Genomic DNA, 18,745 nt, shown 5'->3' on the forward strand with positions numbered 1-18,745 from the left:
TTAAATTTCGGGGTGAAATGTGAATAATATTTACATATTGACTTTAAAAATAGCTTTTATCAAGTCGCATAACAAGCCTTATCCTCGCCGTGGATGGCTATTTTACAACCCTTTAGTCTGGTTGTTACTACTACAACCTATTTCCGTTTGGTCAGCAGATTATCGCATGGATAACTATCGCGCCCCCACACCACGATTGCTCGCAGGCGCGACGACAATTACCACCGCAGAACTGATTAAACTTTTACAACAAGAACCTGTTTTATTAGTTGATGTACTCGCCGTGACTTATCGAGCTGAATCCGCCCTCTTTGATGGCGCATGGCTACTAAGTGAACCCCGTGCAAATTTACCGCATAGCCTTTGGTTGCCCAATGTTGGATATGGAATAATAAATTCACAGATGCAAGCCTATTTTAGCGATAATTTAGCGAAAGCTACGCAAGGGAATAAAAACCACCCTATTGTATTTTACTGTATCGTCGATTGCTGGATGTCATGGAACGCGAGTAAACGGGCTTTAACCATGGGATACACCCGCATTTATTGGTATCCCGAAGGAACTGATGGTTGGAAAGAAGCAGGACAAACATTGGAAAACTCAATACCTGTTCCCTTGTCTATGGAGTAAGTTTTAAAAACGGATACCACCACTCAACACTGTGTTATCCGTACAACTTTTGCAACCACAGTTTTTCCTATCTTTAAATTCTGTCAATACGGATACGCCTGAAAATCCTGATTCAGACACTCTTTTCCCTTATACTTCGAACACCCTTATAAAAACGTAACGACAGTTATTTCTATGACAACCCAAAATACGCTTATTCTCGTCGACGGTTCTTCCTACTTATACCGCGCCTTTCATGCGATGCCATCCTTAAATAACTCGGAAGGAATGCCGACAGGGGCAGTATATGGGGTTACAAACATGTTACGGAATTTATTAAAAGAATATCAACCAACCCATGCCGCCGTGATTTTTGACGCAAAAGGCGATACCTTTCGCCATGAATTATCTGCTGATTATAAAGCCACCCGCCCACCCATGCCGCCCGAGTTAGTCGAACAAATTGCAGTTATTCATCAAATTGTGCAAGCACTGGGTTTTCCACTGTTATCGGTAGCGGGGGTAGAAGCCGATGATGTGATTGGAACATTGGCACAACAAGCAGAAAAAGCAGGCATGGAAGTATTAATTTTTACAGGTGATAAAGACTTAGCACAGCTAGTGAATGAACATATTACCTTAATTAATACGATGAATAACACCCGCTTAGACCCGCAAGGGGTAAAAGAAAAATTTGGGGTGACACCTGCACAAATCATTGATTTTTTAAGTTTGGTTGGTGATAAAGTAGATAATGTGCGCGGTGTGGATAAAGTCGGCGAAAAAACAGCGGCAAAATGGCTAGAACAATACACGTCGTTGGACACTATTATTGCAAATAGCGCGCAAATTAAAGGCAAAGTCGGCGAAAATCTACGCGCTGCATTGCATTATTTACCCCTAACGAAAGCATTAATAACCATACGTTGTGATGTCCCTCTCAGCGAAACGCCACAAACATTAACACTCAAAACCAGTGATAACACAAGCTTACGTCAGATTTATCAAACATTAGAATTTAAAAACTGGTTACACGAACTACCCACAGAAGCAACACTGATTGCTGCAACCGCCCCGATTACGCGCGATAGGCATTATCAGTGCATTTTAACAGAAACTGAATTACAAACATGGCTTAAGCGGTTAGCCCAAGTCACCACTTTTGCATTTGATACAGAAACCGATGGATTAGATTATCTACAAGCCCAATTAGTTGGACTATCGTTTGCGTTACAAGCGGATGAGGCAATTTATATTCCTGTCGCACACGACTACATGGGCGCGCCACCACAACTCAGCCGTGAACGAGTATTACAACTTTGCAAACCATTACTAGAAAACCCAACCATTGGCAAAATTGGACAAAATATTAAATTTGACGCGCACATTTTGGCAAATAATAACATTCAATTACAAGGCATTGCTTACGATAGCTTATTAGAATCTTATGTGCTAGACAGCACGCGCCCGCACGATATGGATTCTCTAGCCCTCGCACATCTCAATATTAAAACCACGACTTTTGAAGAAGTAGCGGGCAAAGGAGCAAAACAATTACGTTTTAACCAAGTTTCTTTAGAAATTGCAACGGATTACGCGGCAGAAGATGCAGATGTGACATGGCAATTACATCGCAAATTATGGGCAGATTTACAAACCACCCCCAGTTTACAAGCGGTATTCACCGACATAGAAATGCCCTTAATTCCTGTTTTATTACAAATGGAACGCAACGGCGTAATGATAGATGCAGACAAGCTTTATGCACAAAGTAACGAACTCGCCAGCCGTTTACAAACCCTAGAAATCCAAGCGCATGAACAAGCAGGCATGGTCTTTAATCTTAATTCGCCTAAACAATTACAAACCATTTTATTCGAAAAATTCAATTTGCCCATTTTAGAAAAAACCCCAAAAGGACAACCCTCTACCGCTGAATCTGTGCTGCAAGAATTAGCACATGATTATCCCTTTCCCGCGCTGATTTTAGAACACCGCACCTTAAGCAAATTAAAATCAACTTATACCGACGCGCTACCGCAACAAATTAAAGCACGCACAGGGCGTGTGCATACATCTTATCAGCAAGCCGTAACAACGACAGGGCGGTTATCTTCAACTGAACCCAATTTGCAAAATATCCCCATTCGCACGCTTGAAGGTCGCCGTATTCGTCAAGCCTTTGTCGCACCCAAAGGATTTAAAATTGTCGCAGCGGATTATTCACAAATTGAATTGCGGATTATGGCGCATTTGTCTCAAGATGCAGGCTTATTAAAAGCCTTTAGTTTGGGTGAAGATATTCACCGCGCAACGGCAGCAGAGGTATTTGGCGTACCCTTAGCCGATGTCAGCACCACACAACGACGCAATGCAAAAGCGATTAATTTCGGTTTGATTTATGGCATGTCTGCGTTTGGTCTGGGCAAACAATTAGAAATTGGACGCACAGAAGCCCAAAGTTATATCGATGCCTATTTTGCTCGCTATCCTGATGTTAAAAAATACATGGAAGAGACGCAAGCCCAAGCGCATGAGCAGGGTTATGTAGAAACGGTATTCGGACGACGTTTATATTTACCTGAAATCAATGCACGCAATCATCAACGCCGTCAATACGCTGAACGCACCGCGATTAACGCGCCCATGCAAGGAACTGCCGCCGATATTATTAAAAAAGCCATGATAGCCTTGCATACGTGGACAGTGGAAAATCCCGCGCGTGTAAAAATGATTATGCAAGTTCATGATGAATTAGTTTTTGAAGTGGCTGATGATTTTATTGAGGCCGCTTGTGAAACGATTCGGCAATTAATGTGTTCTGTTGCAATATTGCGTGTGCCATTGTTGGTAGAGATAGGGGTAGGAAATAATTGGGATGAAGCACATTAGACGGTTTACAAAAATAAGTTAAACGATAACACATTGCTATATAAGCTACTTTAGCCAAAAGTCTGTTATTTTTGAAAAACATTTTTCTTGTTTTTAAATTCTGGTAATTTTGATTCAGACTGTTTTTAAAACGGATAACACGGCTTGACGCGGTGGTATTTGGGATATTTTTAAAAATTACCTTTAATACTTTTATCTTTCAAGCAGGTAGTTCTAAAAATCCTATCCTAATTGCTTTAGCACTACCCGCACGCTTAAATCGTATAAAATGAACAGTTAAACACTGTTAGCACCAGAGCGCACCTATGCCAATACCGCCATCTTTAGAAATAACACCCGAATTTCAACACGCCTTACATTTGTTAGAAAATACCAGTTTGTCTGTTTTTTTAACAGGTAAGGCAGGAACGGGAAAATCTACGTTATTAACCCATTTTCGCGCGCATACCCGTAAAAAAATAGTCGTTCTTGCACCAACGGGGGTTGCTGCCTTAAATGTTGATGGTTCAACTTTACATTCTTTTTTCCGCTTACCTTCTCGCCCGATTCATCCTAGCGAAGTAAAACCCGTTTCTGGTAAACGTCGCGCTTTGTATCAATCTATTGATACTTTGGTAATTGATGAAATTTCAATGGTTAGAGCAGATTTATTAGATGTTATCGACCAATTTATGCGCCTGAATGGGCGCGATAGTTTGCAACCCTTTGGCGGTGTGCAGATGGTGTTTATTGGGGATTTGTTTCAATTGCCACCTGTTGTCGCTGCGCAAGAAGAGGAATTATTTAATACGGTTTATAACAGCCCTTTTTTCTTTAGCGCAAATGTGATGGATATTTTAGATATCACACTCATTGCATTAGAAAAAATTTATCGTCAACAAGAACAAAATTTTACGCAATTATTAAATGCTATTCGTCATAATCAAATCACATCAACCGAATTAATGTTACTCAATACACGTCATCAACCCCTGTTTGAAGTGCCAGATGATGCGTATTACATCACTTTATGCACAACAAATAAGTTAGCTATGGATATTAACCTCGTCCAGTTAGAAAAGTTGACTACGCCCGCGTATGTTTTTCTAGGAAAACTAACGGGAGAATTTGAAGCACACAATACGCCTGCGGATATAGAGCTAACGTTAAAAGTGGGCGCGCAGGTGATGTTTGTAAAAAATGATGTTGACCAACGCTGGGTAAATGGCACGTTAGGACGGGTAAAACAGGTAAATGCGCACTTAGTGCAGGTGGAAACAACGGACGGCGAAATTTATCAAGTTGAACCCGTAAAATGGGAGATTTTAAAATACGAGTATGATGCGAGTACAGCACGACTCACAACGGCCGTGATTGGCTCGTTTACACAATATCCATTACGCTTAGCATGGGCAATGACCATTCATAAAAGTCAGGGAAAAACCTTTGATAACGCGGTTATTGAATTAGGACGGGGTGCATTTGCACATGGGCAATTATACGTTGCGCTAAGCCGTTGTCGCACGCTTGATGGCTTGGTGTTACGCAAACCTGTACGTGCGAGTGATGTCATTGTTGACAAACGAGTTATTCACTTTTTTCAACAGTTAAAGCCATTATGATGATGCCTGAAGAAGTGACCACAGCAAACATCACTTTGACGGGGGAAACCCTTCAGTGTCAAGGTGATTGGACATTAAATGGACTTGGAAAACTAGAAACAACGTTGAGTAAATTAACATTGCCAACATTGTCACAAGTGACCATAGATGGGCAAGCCATACAAAATTTGGATACAGCAGGCGCATGGTTATTGTGTCGTTTACAAGCGCAATTAAGTACGACGGGAAAAATCGTTGAATTTGCAAATTTTCATCCCGAACAACAAAAACTACTCAGCCTAACAACACAACATATTCAAGATAAAATCGTTACACCAACTGTTGAACAAGTTTTATTTTTAGAATACATCGGACGACAAGTATGGCGTGCTGTAGAAGAAGTCTATCATTTTCTTGCCTTTGTTGGGGAAGTGACTATCTGTATGTGGCACGCGCTGTTATTGCCATATCGTATCCGTTGGCAGGCGGTTTTTTCAACGCTTTATAATTCGGGTGTTACTGCATTACCCATTGTGGGGCTGATGTCGTTTCTAATGGGAATTGTCATTGCTTATCAAGGCGGGCAACAATTAAAAATTTACGGGGCGAATATTCTGGTTGTAAATTTGGTTGGGGTTACGTTATTACGCGTTTTGTCGCCTTTGCTCACGGCCATTATGGTCGCAGGGCGTAGTGGTTCGGCTTATGCCGCACAAATTGGCACAATGCGGGTTACTAGCGAAATTGATGCGTTGCGTACGTTGGGCATTTCCCCTTTAGATTTATTGGTTATCCCTAAAATTATTGCATTGGTGATTGCTTTGCCTTTATTAACCGCGTATGCCGATATTATGGGATTACTCGGTGGTATGTTGATTGCGCAACTTGCGCTGGATGTGAGTTTTAGCGATTTTATTGAACGTTTACCACAAGCCGTGCCGATTTATCATTATTTAATCGGGATTGGTAAAACTGTTGTGTATGCAGTGATTATTGCAATTGTGGGCTGCTATCAGGGGTTTCAAACACAAGGGGGCGCGGATAGTGTTGGGCGACAAGTGACTATTAGCGTCGTACACGCCATTTTTTTGGTAATGTTTGCAGAAGCGATTTTTTCCGTCATTTTTAGCTGGGTTGGAATTTAAAGGATAACGCAGATTTCCCCTAAATCCCCCATAAATGGGGGAGTATCCTTAAATAGTTTTTTATTATTTATAAGCATTTTCCAAATCAACATAACACGCCACTAAGGGACGAGAAGCAACGGGCAAAGTCACCCATTGCTCACAAAAAACAGTTAATGATTCAACTAATACGGCTTGTTTTAAACAGGTTTCTAGTAAATTCATCTCCGTCATACTTTTTACTTGTTCGACAAGACTAAGTGGTAACTCGCCAAAACGGGTTTCTAATATCATTAAAATATCCCGTTGTTTTTCTTCTTGCCTGCCACGTTGTAACCCAAAATATTCACCCTGTTGTAAACCTTGTTGCAAGCCTTGTTGTACACCTATTTGCATTCCTTCGGCATACCATTGTTGCACGCGTTCTTCTAACATAATTCTAACCTCTTCTAATTCATTAATAACAGGCATCGGGGTATTGGGTAAATGGCGCGGTAAATAAATTTGTTGGTAGTGCTAAAGAGAAAGTGATATTAAAATAAGAAAACAGAAGAAAGAGAAGAGTCCCTAAAATGCTAACCTGCCCAAGCTGTAAAGCGACACACATCGTGAAATACGGAAAAACCCGCACAGGGACACAAAACTACAAATGTCGCGAATGCGGACGGAGATTTGTAGAACAACCCACCAAGAAATACATAAGCCAAGAGACGTGGGCACAGGTGGACAAGCTATTAAAAGAAAAACTCTCGTTAAGAGGAATAGCCCGTGTTACGGGAATCTCAGGCACATGGCTACAACATTATGTCAATGGTTTGTATGCGCAACAAAGACTAGAACAAGCGGTTAAAAAAAAGGACAGTTGCGCTTAGAATGCGATGAGATGTGGTCATTTGTTGGGCAGCGTCGCCAGAAAGTGTGGGTATGGTTAGCGTTAGATAGAGACTCACGAGAGGTTGTCGGGATTGCCTTTGGAAAGCGAGATGCGGAGGGAGCGCAAGCACTCTGGGACTCACTCCCAGCGGTATATCGGCAATGTGCAGTCTGTTACACCGACTTCTGGGAAGCGTACCAGAAAGTTCTACCGAGTAAACGGCATAAAGCGGTAGGGAAGGAGACGGGGCTGACCAATCATATAGAGCGATTTAATAATACGTTAAGACAGCGTGTCAGTCGTTTAGTGAGGAAAACCTTATCTTTCTCCAAGAAGATAGAAAATCACATCGGGGCTACTATTTTTTTCATTAATGATTATAACAAATCACTGCTTCTTTAGCACTACCAATTTGTTTTAACCATGCTACAAATGCCCGTTTTAATCCTGCTTGTTCATGATGTTGGCTATTTTCCATGCGAAATAATGCCGCAACAGGGTTTTTTAAGGGCGATAGTTCTGCATCTTGATATGCTAGATAACATGCAAATAGACGAGGTTTTTAAATAACACCTGCATGATGTGATAGACATTCCCACGCTGACGCATGGGAATAGGCATTGTATAGGTAAAGTATGTTAATTCGTTTTCGCCCATTGCTCACAAAAAACGGTTAATGATTCAGCTAATACGGCTTGTTTTAAACAGGTTTCTAGTAAATTCATCTCCGTCATACTTTTTACTTGCTCGACAAGACTAAGTGGTAACTCACCAAAACGGATTTCTAATATCATTAAAATATCCCGTTGTTTTTCTTCTTGCCTGCCACGTTGTAACCCAAAATATTCACCTTGCTGCAATCCTTGTTGTACACCTATTTGCATTCCTTCGGCATACCATTGTTGCACACGTTCTTCTAACATAATTCTAACCTCTTCTAATTCATTAATAACAGGCATCGGGGTATTGGGTAAATGGCGCGGTAAATAAATTTGTTTTAACCATGCTACAAATGCCCGTTTTAATCCTGCTTGTTCGGGGGAGTCTAACCAGTCCGCTAAGGCTTTGATGACTTCTACTATTATAGTATCTGCTTGTTCGTGATTTCGGCTATTTTCCATGCGAAATAATGCCGCAACAAGGTTTTTTAAGGGTGATAGTTCCGCATCTTGATACGCTAATTCGTCTATGAGTAAGTAGTGTAGTTGTGGACGATATTGTGCTAATCCTTCAGGTGCGGGATGAATCAAACTGTCTAGTGAAATTGGGGCATTCCAGCGTTGATTGCCATTGTAGAGAACTAAAGGCAAAACGGGGGGGAGTTTGTCATGACGATTGAGTTTTTCGGTTTTTATCAGATGTTGATAGAGTAAGCCGATGTAAACCCACAGGCGAATTGCCATAAAATCATCAATAGAGGATTGAAATTCTAGGATGATGTAGATGTATAGCCAATTTTCTTGATAACGAACGCGCCAAATCAGGTCATCATTGCGACTGTGGAATTTCTCGCTGATAAAGTCGGTTTTGTAGGGTTCTAAGGTGTTGAAATCGACATTTTCTACCCATTTTTCATGTACAAAGCCTGTGAGTAGGTCTTTAACCATTTCGGGATAGGAAAAGAGCAGTTTGTAGCTGGTGTCGTGAAGATTCATCGCGTTTTAGCCCGTTTAGAAAATCAGAGAAGATAACAGATGATTCATTCCTTATCTTGTTATCTTCTTCATAATGGCGCGTAAAACAATCCTTGTCAGTAGAAGACGTTCAAGATTAGGTTAATAGCGCATACTTAGTTCAAAATGCACACCGTCATCTTGCAAATCATATTCTTCGCCACCTGTAACATTACGCAAGGCATAACCCCAATACACTTCTGTTCTTATTTTTTGGCTAGGAGACCATCGTAAACCCAATCCCACGCTAGAAATATCTCTGGGGTCGGGGGTAGAACTTCCTGTATTCCAAGCACGTCCATAGTCAAAAAAGGGCGCGAGTTGTAATAAACCATCATCAGGTTCATGGCTCACTTTAGGGATGCGTAAACTCATCAAGGGTAATCGCCATTCTACTGAGGCAACAAAACCATTATCGCGGGTTAATTGATTTTCTCGATAACCCCGAACGGTTGATGCCCCCCCCACTGAAAATTTTTCTAATGGTAGTAGTTCATTATGCGCATATTGTAAATCTGTCCGTAACAATACTTGGCTGTCTTTCAGTAAAGGGGTTTCAAAGAAATCTAAACGACGCACATATTGAAACTGTCCTAACCACGTAAAAAATTTACCATCGGGCGAACCATCTTCATTGATAGTTGCATCAAGCGCGTCAATACCCACATTAAAGCTAGAACGGGCAGCAATGACGTGAACACGACTGCGGTCTAACCAATCTTGAGAAAAACGGATAACTGTAATTTTGCTCTCGCCATCACGCACACCGGGAGAGAAAGAGAAACCTTGGTCCAGTAAATAGGTTTGACTACTGCGTTTTTCTAACCGTAATCCAAGCGTAAATTCTTGGTTTGCAACACGATAAAATGGATGGCTTAATGTTACGCTATAAGTATCAGCCTCACTTTTAACTAACAATTGTGCAAAAGGGTCTTCTATAACGCTTGAGTCACTTTGTTCTGCACTAAAACTTAGCGTTGTATCAGCGCGATTAATCGGTAATTTATAGTTAATCGCCCAATCGTCTAGCCCTTCGGTTAAACCATAACGGGCATAAAATTGGTCTCCGTGTCCTGTTATATTTAAATGTTGAACATCGATTTCTCCCCGATATGAACCAATACTTGGCGAGCGGTGGTTATTAAAGGTAAGCCCTAGGCTATAAGGACGATTTTCTTCTACTTTAACGTTTAAAACCCCCTCACCTAAATGGACACCCGGTCCTAGCTCAGCATTTACCCGTTTGATTAGTTGATTTTGTTGTAATAATTGTAACTTTCTTTGTAGCTCATTAATATTAAGTACTTCACCGACATTGTTTTCTAAACGACTGCGTAAGTAGGCTTCGTTTGTATAATTATTGCCTGTGATATTAACTTGGCTGAGTTGTCCTTCAATCACTTGCAACGTAATAATACCTCCTTTAACGGGTTGGTCGGGGATAATCGCACCAGAATTGATGTAGCCATTATCTATGTAGTGGCGTGTAATGCGGTTTTTTGCTTCTTGCAATTCTTCAGCACTGATTTTACGGTTTTGATAGGTTTGTACTATCTCGGTTAAATCCGTTTGACTAAATACAGTATTACCAACAAAAACAAATTGTTTTACAAATACACTGGGAACAGCAGATAACGGTTCATCATCAGATAAGGGGGGAGTGCTGGTAAGGGTGGCAATACGGGTGTTATGGGAGTCACTGCCGTATCAGGGGCGGAAAAATCAGGCAACTCCCGTCTTTCTTGAGAATTAAGATTGCTTTCAGGCTGAATTGCAATTGTTGGCAAACTCCAAAGCAAACCGAACAAAACAGCAAAGTATGTTATTACCCAAAATGGTTGGTACGGAGAGTTCATGACATATCTCATGGTAAGCAAGGTGGTTTAAATCGGGGCAGTACGAGCAAGGATAAAACGGTTTTGCAGTTTACAGTTGGTTTGAATCAAACTTTCCAAACGCGAAATCAAAAATAATATTTATATATTAAACAGATTAAATGAACAAAATAGCGTAAATTTGCGTTCAAAAAAGCAAAATATATATTTTGTGCCACACTTTATCACTTGCTAATCTGATTGAATAGCTAACGAACACATACAATAGTGATACTGCTTTAGCTTATAATACACAAAGATTTATGAAGTTACACAAATAGATAGGACAATGAGCATGAAAAAATTCCTGTTACTACCCATTCGTTTAAGTTTTTACGCATTGCTTTTATCCAGTTGCGCTTTACGGGCGGCAGAAGGGGATAGTGTCGTAAAGAATGTATGGAATAATTTGGATAAAACCACAAATCAGTGTGCTGATTTATACGATTACTTTCCTAATGGCGGTATCTTAAGTTTTTATTGTCATGCGAAAACATTTTTAGGTTATGACGATTTACACAAGTTATTTGGTAAGGCAATTTTTGTGCAAGGACCACACACAGAGACAACGCTAGATTTGAAAAATAAGGAAAGTTTTGGTTATTACAATCCTGCGTTTGTCGAATGGCTTGGTAATATGCTTATTTTAACCAGCGATGACAAAGCAACTCAAATGCGTTTGCAACCCTTGTATGATACCTATATCGCTCCTTTAGCACGGACTTATTTTGTTGTTTATAAAGAATTACAAGCGCAACCTAATTTTCTAACACAAGAAAAAACAACTTATTTGGGCTTATTAAAAAGTAAAAGTCTGCCTGATTATTACGCGGATAAATATTATGATTTTGCTGCTTTGAGCAGTAACAATTTGTATGAGGGGAATATCGTAAAAAATGCAGTCCTTTTTTGGATACGCCGTCATATAGATGACACACAAACCCTTTTCTTTCAAAATTTGCAAAAACTGCTCACCACCTACGATGTGGGTTTTCTCAAACATTATGAATGTCAGCAAGCACAAACCCCAAGCCAACGCCTTTCTTGTGCGGATTATGAATATAATGTAGCTGACCAAGCCCTGAATGTAATTTATCAAAAACTCAATGATAAATTTGATGCTGACAAACAGGAACGTTTAAAAGCGGCGCAACGTGCGTGGCTCGTTTTTCGGGACACGAACGCAAAATTACTCATTTCTACAGGAGCTTATAAAGGTATTGCAGAAGAGGATATTGCCATGCTAACGGCAAAAAAGGATTTAACAGCAAGTCGGGTAAGCGAATTACAAGCCCTAGATATGGAAGCACAATAAGTTATGAGTTTATTTTTATCTATACATCCACAAAATCCACAACCGCGTTTTATTTCCCAAGTAGCAACAGCCATTCGTAATGGTGAGGTTGTGGTTTACCCAACAGATTCCTGTTACGCCTTAGGCTGCTGTATGGGTGACAAGGACGCAATGGAACGGATTCGTCGTATTCGTAATGCAGATAAAGACCACAATTTTACCTTAGTTTGTCGGGATTTATCCGAAATTGCGACGTATGCAAAAGTTGAAAACAGTGCTTTTCGTTTAATGAAATCACTCACCCCGGGCGCATATACTTTTTTGCTCAAAGCAACGCATGAAGTGCCACGTCGTTTACAACATCCAAAACGTAAAACGATAGGCTTGCGTGTGCCAGACAATAAAATAACACTCGCTATTTTAGAAACCCTAGGCGAGCCGATTATCAGCTCAACACTTATCATGCCTCAAGCAGAAATGCCTGAAACTGACCCCGAACAAATATTACAACTGCTAGATAAACATGTAGATTTAATCGTAGATGGCGGTAATTGCGGCTTTGAACCCACAACAATTATCGACCTGATTGAAGACCCTCCTGTCGTCTTACGACGCGGTAAAGGCTCTATTGACATGTTTGACACTGACGATGCCAACTAAACCGCGACTATGACTCCACTGACCACATTACAACAAGTTTCTATTTGGATAATTCCTATTCTGTTTGCCATTACTGTACATGAGGCAGCACACGGCTGGGCAGCAAACAAGTTAGGCGATGACACCGCAAAACGCTTAGGACGCATTACACTAAATCCAATTAAACATATTGATTTAATAGGAACTATTATATTACCTATTGCAATGTTACTTCTCAGCGGGTTTATGTTTGGATGGGCAAAGCCTGTACCTGTTAATTGGCACCAACTGCATAACCCACGTCGTGATATGGCGTTTGTTGCCGCAGCAGGGCCTTTATCTAACCTACTAATGGCGTTGTTTTGGGTGGTTATTGCAAAAATCGGCTGGGTATTAGCAGATAGCGTACCCTATGCCTTATTTTTATTTTACATGGGCGGGGCGGGCATGTTTATTAATTCTGTGTTGGCGTTATTAAATCTCGTGCCAATTCTGCCTTTGGACGGGGGGCGCGTATTACACAGTTTATTGCCCTTGCGTTTTGCTATTCCCTTTGGACGTTCAGAACCGTTTGGGCTATTTATTTTATTGGGATTATTGTTTATAGGTGCGTTGGGATACATTGTATTTCCAGCGGTTATTTTTCTGTATGTACAATTATCGTATTTAACAGGCATTCCTAATGAAATGTTTGCATTATTACGCATCTTATTAACGCATTAAACTTCTTGCCCTTGTCTGAAACAGAATAATCAAACGGAAAATTAATGCTTTTTAATACTGATTCAGACCGCTTTTTTTAACGGATAACACCGCTTAATGTGGTGATATCCGTATAAAAAAAGACTTTCTACATCAACCCCAATTTCTTTTCTAAATAGTGAATACTTGTTCCACCCTTTTGAAAAGAGGCATCTTTTAATAAAGATTGATGCAAGGGAATATTGGTCTTAATGCCATCCACGACCATTTCATCTAACGCGGTAGATAAACGCGCAATGGCTGATTCACGGCTTTCCCCATGCGCAATCAACTTACCAATCAAAGAATCATAATAAGGTGGCACGCGATACCCACTGTATAAATGCGTATCAACCCGAATACCTGGCCCACCGGGAGCATGATAACGATTAACCAATCCGGGAGACGGCATAAAATTATTAGGGTCTTCAGCATTAACACGGCATTCAATCGCATGACCTGTAAAACGAATATCTTTTTGCTGATAACGTAACGGCTCGCCTGCGGCAATATGCAATTGTTCTTTAACAATATCAATGCCCGTAATCATCTCTGTAACAGGGTGTTCTACTTGTACCCGTGTATTCATTTCAATGAAATAAAACTCGCCATTTTCATATAAAAATTCAAATGTCCCAGCCCCCCGATAACCAATTTCACGGCAGGCTTGTGCGCAACGTTCACCAATTTTATTGCGTAAATTTCTGGGCAACCCCGGTGCTGGGGCCTCTTCTAACACTTTTTGATGACGACGTTGCATAGAACAATCACGCTCGCCTAAATGAATCGCGTGTCCATGTTCATCAGCTAATACTTGGAACTCTATATGACGAGGATTTTCCAAGAATTTTTCCATATAAACTTTATCATTACCAAAAGCCGCCCCCGCTTCATTGCAAGTGAGCGTTATCGCATTGTGTAACGCCGCCTCACTATGTACAACGCGCATTCCTCGCCCGCCGCCACCGCCCGCCGCTTTAATAATCACAGGATAGCCTATCTCGCGGGCAATCCGAAAATTCTGCTCCATATCCTCCGTTAATACGCCATCAGACCCCGGGACACAAGGCACACCTGCAGCTTTCATGGCAGCAATCGCGGACACTTTATCACCCATTAAACGGATCGTATCAGGGCGTGGACCAATAAAAATAAAACCACTTTTTTCAACCTGTTCTGCAAAATCCGCATTTTCAGATAAAAAACCATATCCGGGATGAATAGCAACTGCATCCGTAACTTCTGCGGCACTAATAACGGCGGGAATATTTAAATAACTTTGTCCAGAGGGGGGCGGGCCTATGCAGACAGATTCATCCGCCAAACGGACATGTTTTAGCTCACGGTCAACAGAGGAATGTATCGCTACCGTGCGAATTCCCATTTCCCGACAAGCACGTAAAATTCGTAGTGCAATTTCACCACGGTTAGCGATAACGACTTTCGACAGCATGTAATATTCCTCTTTAAATCTCTACAGTTGGAATGGTGGTGCTGGTTGAGTTAATTTTGACACAGCAAAGGTGGGTGTGATGATGAATAACTGCCAGCGTGTCCCCCTTGCGTGTTAGAAAACGCGAGAAGCGGGGGACTGTCCATATATTAGTTTAATCAATGATAAATAAGGGTTCACCATATTCTACAGGCGAGCCATTTTCCACCAAGACTTTGCGAACCACGCCCGCATAATCGGAGGTAATTTGATTGAGAATTTTCATCGCTTCAATAATCGCTAACGTGTCACCGACAGAAACCCGTTGTCCTTCTTCAAGAAAAGGCTTGCTAGCAGGAGAAGCTGCGCGGTAGAACGTGCCAACCATTGGAGAGGTGACAACATGCCCCGTGATTTGTGGCGTTGCAGATACATCTGACGGCGTAGATGTTGTCGCTGGATTTACGCTAGGTTGTGGTGCTGGATAAGGTTGTGGATACCCATAAATAGGCATTTGTTGCGGTTGTGTGCCATAACGGCTGATTCTAACGGATTCTTCCCCCTCCCGAATTTCAATCTCGGCAATATTGGAAGACTCCAACAATTCAATTAGTTTTTTTACTTTACGAATGTCCATTGGCATAAATATTCTCTAAACATTTGTTTCCAGAGGCGCGGGCGGGTTTTACCATGCCGTAGCATAATGGGCAGAAATAGGATAGTAACAGAATGAATGTGTTACACACTCACCTGCTCATTTTTATCGCGCAACAGAGTGAATGCCGCTTGTAAGGCAAGCATATAACCTTGTGCGCCAAGTCCTGAAATAACCCCCACTGCCAAATCAGAAAAATAGGAGTGTTGGCGAAAAGGCTCACGTGCATGTACATTAGACAAATGCACTTCAATAAAAGGTATTGCGACGGCTGCTAATGCATCACGCAGAGCAACGCTGGTGTGGGTAAAAGCGGCGGGGTTAATAATAATAAAATCAATATTTTCATGCCGTGCAGCGTGAATACGTTCAATCAATTGATATTCCGCATTACTTTGAAACGTTGTTAAACGATGCGCTTGTGCCATGTTTTGTAAGGCTTGATTAATATCGACAAGCGTCGCACGTCCGTAATGTTTAGGCTCACGCTCGCCTAGCAAGTTTAAATTCGGACCATGTAAAACCAGTATATTAAACATAATTATTTATTATTTTTGCTGATTGATGAATGATAAGAATTAATGCAAGCATTATTGCTCACGATTATAAGCATCCAAAACCGATGTTAGATGCGGGTTAGATTTGAAAAACTTGCACAGTGGTCACATTGTCTTTAAAACACTAAATTTACACAACAAGCCAAAAATAAACTTGGTAATTCAAGACTAAATCAACAATAATCTATATTGTTTTTGCACTGCGCCAATACATAACTTTTTGTTTGATTTATATTTTATACATCTAATATTATACGGTATAACTTTGTTTTACTTACCATGACTTTACCAACAACAATGCCGACTGTCATTACCACAACCCTGCTAGATACATTGTGCATCAACTGTATGCTCGACAAGGGACAAGCAGAGGTTTGTCTCGCTTGTGGTTACAATGCATTAACACATAAAGATCATCCATTATACCTGAAACCAAAGACGCTGTTAAAAAATCAATATATTGTTGGCAAACCCCTAGGACAAGGCGGATTTGGCGTTACCTATATTGGTATAGATTGCTGGTTACAAAAGCGGGTTGCCATTAAAGAATATTTACCCGCTTCTCTTGCTAGCCGTGCCTCTGCGGAGTCCACCATCGTTCCGCTCAAAAATCAAGACCAAGCCTTTCAACAAGGATTAGCTTTATTTATTGATGAAGCCCGCAACTTAGCAAAATTTGATCATCCTCACATCGTCCGCGTCAGTAATTTTTTTGAAGAAAATCAAACAGGCTATATGGTGATGGATTTTCTTGATGGCGACAATTTAGCCGTTTTTTTAGACAAAAATGGTGGTAAAATCACTACAGAACAAACCTTAAATATTATTTTACCCATCTTAGACGCATTAAGCGTGGTTCACGATAAACATATTTATCATCGTGATATATCCTTACACAACATTCTGCTCCTTAAAACAGGCGTACCTATTCTCATAGACTTTGGCGCGGCGCGCCACATCATGGGCGAACACAGTCGTAGTTTAGATTTAGTCCTTAAACACGGCTATTCACCTTTAGAACAATATTCAGGACGCGGGAAAATTGGTGCATGGACAGATATCTATGCCTGTGGTGCATTACTCTACCAACTGCTCAGTGGCATGTTACCCCCCGCCGCGACCGACCGATTTTGTGAAGAATCCTTAATTTCCCTCACCGACATTGCAGGCTTAAATATTCCCCCCTTTTTGAGCCAAACCATTGAAAAAGCCCTTGCAGTACGCCTAGAAAACCGCTTTCAAAGCGTTGCTGATTTTAAAGCTGCCCTACTCGGTGAACCGTTTGCCCCACTCACCACCCCGCATAACGATGAAACCACCGCATCTAAACATCAACGCTTTATTTGGTCTAGTGTTCTATTCCTACTCATTATTATCATTACCAGTATTAGTTATTTTCGCCCCTTTACCGCACCCATAGACAAACTACTCAATACCGCACAACAACAATGGCAAACGCAACAACTAACAAGCCCAGCAGGCAATAATGTTTATGAAACTTATCAACAAATTTTACGCCTAGACCCCAGCAACCAAGCCGCGCAACAAGGACTAAAACAACTCGCAGCAATCTACCAGCAACAAGCTATTCTACTGAAAAACAAGGGGGATTTATCAAATAGTCTAAAAATAATACAACAAGGATTAAGTTTATTACCCCAACAAACAGAACTCGTTAATTTAGAACACACACTATCGCAACTAATTCAAGAACAAAACCAACAAACACAATTAGCTGATTTATTAAACAAAGCCACCCATGAACTAGAACTAGCCCAACTGGTAGAAGCCTATCAAACTTATCAACAAATACTACAATTAGACTCAAGCAATCCCCAAGCACAAGCAGGATTAAGCCAACTGGCTGATGAATATGTAAACCTTGCTAAACGTCAAACCACACTGACTGATGAATTAACCATTGTACAACAAGGATTAACGTATTTTCCCACACATCAAAACCTCTTAACCCTACAAAAAACCTTAGCGCGAGAATCACGTATTCAAACCCTTTTAGCACAAGCAGAACAACAAATAAACGCGCTACAACTCACTGAACCAATAGATGATAATGCTTACAACAGTTATCAACAAATTTTAATCTTAGACCCCGAACAAGCCCAAGCCAAAGCAGGATTATTACGTATTGCTGAACAATACGAACGCATGGCGCGTGCAGAACGCCAGCCTGAAAAACGCGCACATCTGATTGAAAAAGGTTTAAAAGTACTCCCCACACATCCCAATTTACTCGCGCTGGCTCAACAATACCTACTCCCCACCAACAAACCAACACCGCCACCCGTTCCAACAACAGAACCCCCCGCGACAACCCCGCTCCCCTCCAATTCAAGCACGGATAATCCCCTACAAACGCTTTTAAAAACCGCCACACAACAAATTAAAGCAGGGCAATTAGAAACCGCCATTTATATTTATCACAACGTATTATTATTAGACGAAAAAAACACCCAAGCCTTAACAGGATTAACACAAATAGCCAATCGTTATGCACAACTAGCACAAGAACGAGTGGAAAAAGCAGCGTTACAAGAGGGATTAGCACTGGTTGAAAAAGGGCTGACCGCGCAAGCAAACAACGCGACCTTATTAACATTGCAAACGGATATTCGCCGTCGTTTAGCCGAACAGCAAACACAGAAAGAAGAGAAAAAACAGGAGGATGAAAAAGAAAAACCCAGTCGCCCGTTGATTTTTACGCCATCGTTTTAACAGCGACCGATAAATTTAACAAGGGTTTATGGTTAATAAAGCGGGGTGTGGTTCTATAGCTAACGCA

The 18,745-nt window shown here is 41.0% G+C and carries 16 protein-coding genes; 9 read left to right on the top strand and 7 right to left on the bottom strand.

The window, feature by feature from the left end:
- The first annotated feature begins 19 nt into the window (after window positions 1-19).
- The 4 genes from AL038_RS13410 (at window position 20) to AL038_RS13425 (ending at window position 6,227) form a co-directional block, all read left to right on the top strand.
- Window positions 20-631 (top strand): PQQ-dependent catabolism-associated CXXCW motif protein, encoded by a 612-nt coding sequence (locus AL038_RS13410; RefSeq protein ID WP_236839396.1) that lies wholly within the window; start codon window positions 20-22, stop codon window positions 629-631.
- 174 nt (window positions 632-805) lie between these two features.
- Complete coding sequence (polA, locus tag AL038_RS13415; RefSeq protein WP_062153616.1) at window positions 806-3,502, top strand: DNA polymerase I; 2,697 nt, start codon at window positions 806-808, stop codon at window positions 3,500-3,502.
- Between the two features lie 305 nt (window positions 3,503-3,807).
- Window positions 3,808-5,103, top strand: coding sequence for an ATP-dependent DNA helicase (locus AL038_RS13420; RefSeq protein ID WP_062153618.1), 1,296 nt, complete (start codon window positions 3,808-3,810; stop codon window positions 5,101-5,103).
- Window positions 5,100-6,227 carry an ABC transporter permease gene (locus tag AL038_RS13425; RefSeq protein WP_236839398.1) on the top strand — a complete coding sequence of 376 codons (1,128 nt, stop codon included), beginning with the start codon at window positions 5,100-5,102 and terminating at the stop codon, window positions 6,225-6,227. The genes AL038_RS13420 and AL038_RS13425 overlap by 4 nt, the downstream gene beginning before the upstream one ends.
- Window positions 6,228-6,290: 63 nt before the next feature.
- Here the strand turns inward: AL038_RS13425 and AL038_RS18820 are convergent, their stop codons facing one another.
- Window positions 6,291-6,641: a DUF4351 domain-containing protein gene (locus AL038_RS18820; RefSeq protein WP_145917109.1), complete on the bottom strand. Its 351-nt coding sequence runs from the start codon at window positions 6,639-6,641 to the stop codon at window positions 6,291-6,293.
- 137 nt (window positions 6,642-6,778) lie between these two features.
- Here AL038_RS18820 and AL038_RS13435 point away from each other — a divergent pair.
- A protein-coding gene (locus AL038_RS13435) for an IS1 family transposase (protein ID WP_414635091.1) occupies window positions 6,779-7,482 on the top strand; the annotation gives its coding sequence in 2 pieces (ribosomal slippage) (window positions 6,779-7,058 and window positions 7,058-7,482; 705 coding nt in all).
- 236 nt (window positions 7,483-7,718) lie between these two features.
- Here AL038_RS13435 and AL038_RS13440 read toward each other — a convergent pair.
- The 3 genes from AL038_RS13440 to AL038_RS13450 form a co-directional block, all read right to left on the bottom strand.
- Window positions 7,719-8,735, bottom strand: coding sequence for an Rpn family recombination-promoting nuclease/putative transposase (locus tag AL038_RS13440; protein ID WP_066246143.1), 1,017 nt, complete (start codon window positions 8,733-8,735; stop codon window positions 7,719-7,721).
- A 120-nt stretch (window positions 8,736-8,855) separates the two neighbouring features.
- The gene (locus tag AL038_RS13445; RefSeq protein WP_066246144.1) at window positions 8,856-10,433 is read right to left on the bottom strand and encodes a ShlB/FhaC/HecB family hemolysin secretion/activation protein; all 1,578 of its coding nucleotides are present in this window, start codon (window positions 10,431-10,433) and stop codon (window positions 8,856-8,858) included.
- Window positions 10,361-10,609 (bottom strand): hypothetical protein, encoded by a 249-nt coding sequence (locus AL038_RS13450; protein ID WP_145917110.1) that lies wholly within the window; start codon window positions 10,607-10,609, stop codon window positions 10,361-10,363. The genes AL038_RS13445 and AL038_RS13450 overlap by 73 nt, the downstream gene beginning before the upstream one ends.
- Before the next feature lie 313 nt (window positions 10,610-10,922).
- On the opposite strand from AL038_RS13450, the gene AL038_RS13455 reads away from it, so the two are divergent.
- From AL038_RS13455 to AL038_RS13465, 3 genes are read left to right on the top strand one after another with little or no spacing between them, the layout of a single operon-like run.
- A complete protein-coding gene (locus tag AL038_RS13455; protein ID WP_062153628.1) occupies window positions 10,923-11,942 on the top strand; it encodes a lysozyme inhibitor LprI family protein in 1,020 nt (339 codons plus the stop codon).
- Window positions 11,943-11,945: 3 nt separating this feature from the next.
- A complete protein-coding gene (locus tag AL038_RS13460; RefSeq protein ID WP_062153630.1) occupies window positions 11,946-12,581 on the top strand; it encodes an L-threonylcarbamoyladenylate synthase in 636 nt (211 codons plus the stop codon).
- Between the two features lie 9 nt (window positions 12,582-12,590).
- Window positions 12,591-13,283: a site-2 protease family protein gene (locus AL038_RS13465; protein ID WP_062153632.1), complete on the top strand. Its 693-nt coding sequence runs from the start codon at window positions 12,591-12,593 to the stop codon at window positions 13,281-13,283.
- A gap of 127 nt (window positions 13,284-13,410) precedes the next feature.
- On the opposite strand, the gene accC is transcribed toward AL038_RS13465, so the two are convergent.
- From accC to aroQ, 3 genes are all read right to left on the bottom strand, one after another.
- Window positions 13,411-14,754: an acetyl-CoA carboxylase biotin carboxylase subunit gene (gene accC, locus AL038_RS13470; protein ID WP_062153634.1), complete on the bottom strand. Its 1,344-nt coding sequence runs from the start codon at window positions 14,752-14,754 to the stop codon at window positions 13,411-13,413.
- Between the two features lie 154 nt (window positions 14,755-14,908).
- Window positions 14,909-15,370: an acetyl-CoA carboxylase biotin carboxyl carrier protein gene (gene accB, locus AL038_RS13475; protein WP_062155542.1), complete on the bottom strand. Its 462-nt coding sequence runs from the start codon at window positions 15,368-15,370 to the stop codon at window positions 14,909-14,911.
- A gap of 101 nt (window positions 15,371-15,471) precedes the next feature.
- A complete protein-coding gene (aroQ, locus tag AL038_RS13480) occupies window positions 15,472-15,927 on the bottom strand; it encodes a type II 3-dehydroquinate dehydratase (protein ID WP_062153636.1) in 456 nt (151 codons plus the stop codon).
- Between the two features lie 297 nt (window positions 15,928-16,224).
- Here aroQ and AL038_RS13485 point away from each other — a divergent pair, with 297 nt between their 5' ends.
- A complete protein-coding gene (locus AL038_RS13485; RefSeq protein WP_062153638.1) occupies window positions 16,225-18,678 on the top strand; it encodes a serine/threonine-protein kinase in 2,454 nt (817 codons plus the stop codon).
- Window positions 18,679-18,745 lie beyond the last annotated feature (67 nt).

The sequence above is a fragment of the Beggiatoa leptomitoformis genome, assembly GCF_001305575.3.
Classification (GTDB): domain Bacteria; phylum Pseudomonadota; class Gammaproteobacteria; order Beggiatoales; family Beggiatoaceae; genus Beggiatoa; species Beggiatoa leptomitoformis.

Bases quoted from the DNA above. Each gene is read 5' to 3' on its own strand.
- AL038_RS13465 (WP_062153632.1), top strand. From the start codon at position 12,591: ATGACTCCACTGACCACATTACAACAAGTTTCTATTTGGATAATTCCT.
- AL038_RS13440 (WP_066246143.1), bottom strand. From the start codon at position 8,735: ATGAATCTTCACGACACCAGCTACAAACTGCTCTTTTCCTATCCCGAA.
- AL038_RS13420 (WP_062153618.1), top strand. From the start codon at position 3,808: ATGCCAATACCGCCATCTTTAGAAATAACACCCGAATTTCAACACGCC.
- AL038_RS13460 (WP_062153630.1), top strand. From the start codon at position 11,946: ATGAGTTTATTTTTATCTATACATCCACAAAATCCACAACCGCGTTTT.
- polA (WP_062153616.1), top strand. From the start codon at position 806: ATGACAACCCAAAATACGCTTATTCTCGTCGACGGTTCTTCCTACTTA.
- AL038_RS18820 (WP_145917109.1), bottom strand. From the start codon at position 6,641: ATGTTAGAAGAACGCGTGCAACAATGGTATGCCGAAGGAATGCAAATA.
- AL038_RS13455 (WP_062153628.1), top strand. From the start codon at position 10,923: ATGAAAAAATTCCTGTTACTACCCATTCGTTTAAGTTTTTACGCATTG.
- AL038_RS13450 (WP_145917110.1), bottom strand. From the start codon at position 10,609: ATGAACTCTCCGTACCAACCATTTTGGGTAATAACATACTTTGCTGTT.
- aroQ (WP_062153636.1), bottom strand. From the start codon at position 15,927: ATGTTTAATATACTGGTTTTACATGGTCCGAATTTAAACTTGCTAGGC.
- AL038_RS13485 (WP_062153638.1), top strand. From the start codon at position 16,225: ATGACTTTACCAACAACAATGCCGACTGTCATTACCACAACCCTGCTA.
- AL038_RS13425 (WP_236839398.1), top strand. From the start codon at position 5,100: ATGATGATGCCTGAAGAAGTGACCACAGCAAACATCACTTTGACGGGG.
- accB (WP_062155542.1), bottom strand. From the start codon at position 15,370: ATGGACATTCGTAAAGTAAAAAAACTAATTGAATTGTTGGAGTCTTCC.
- accC (WP_062153634.1), bottom strand. From the start codon at position 14,754: ATGCTGTCGAAAGTCGTTATCGCTAACCGTGGTGAAATTGCACTACGA.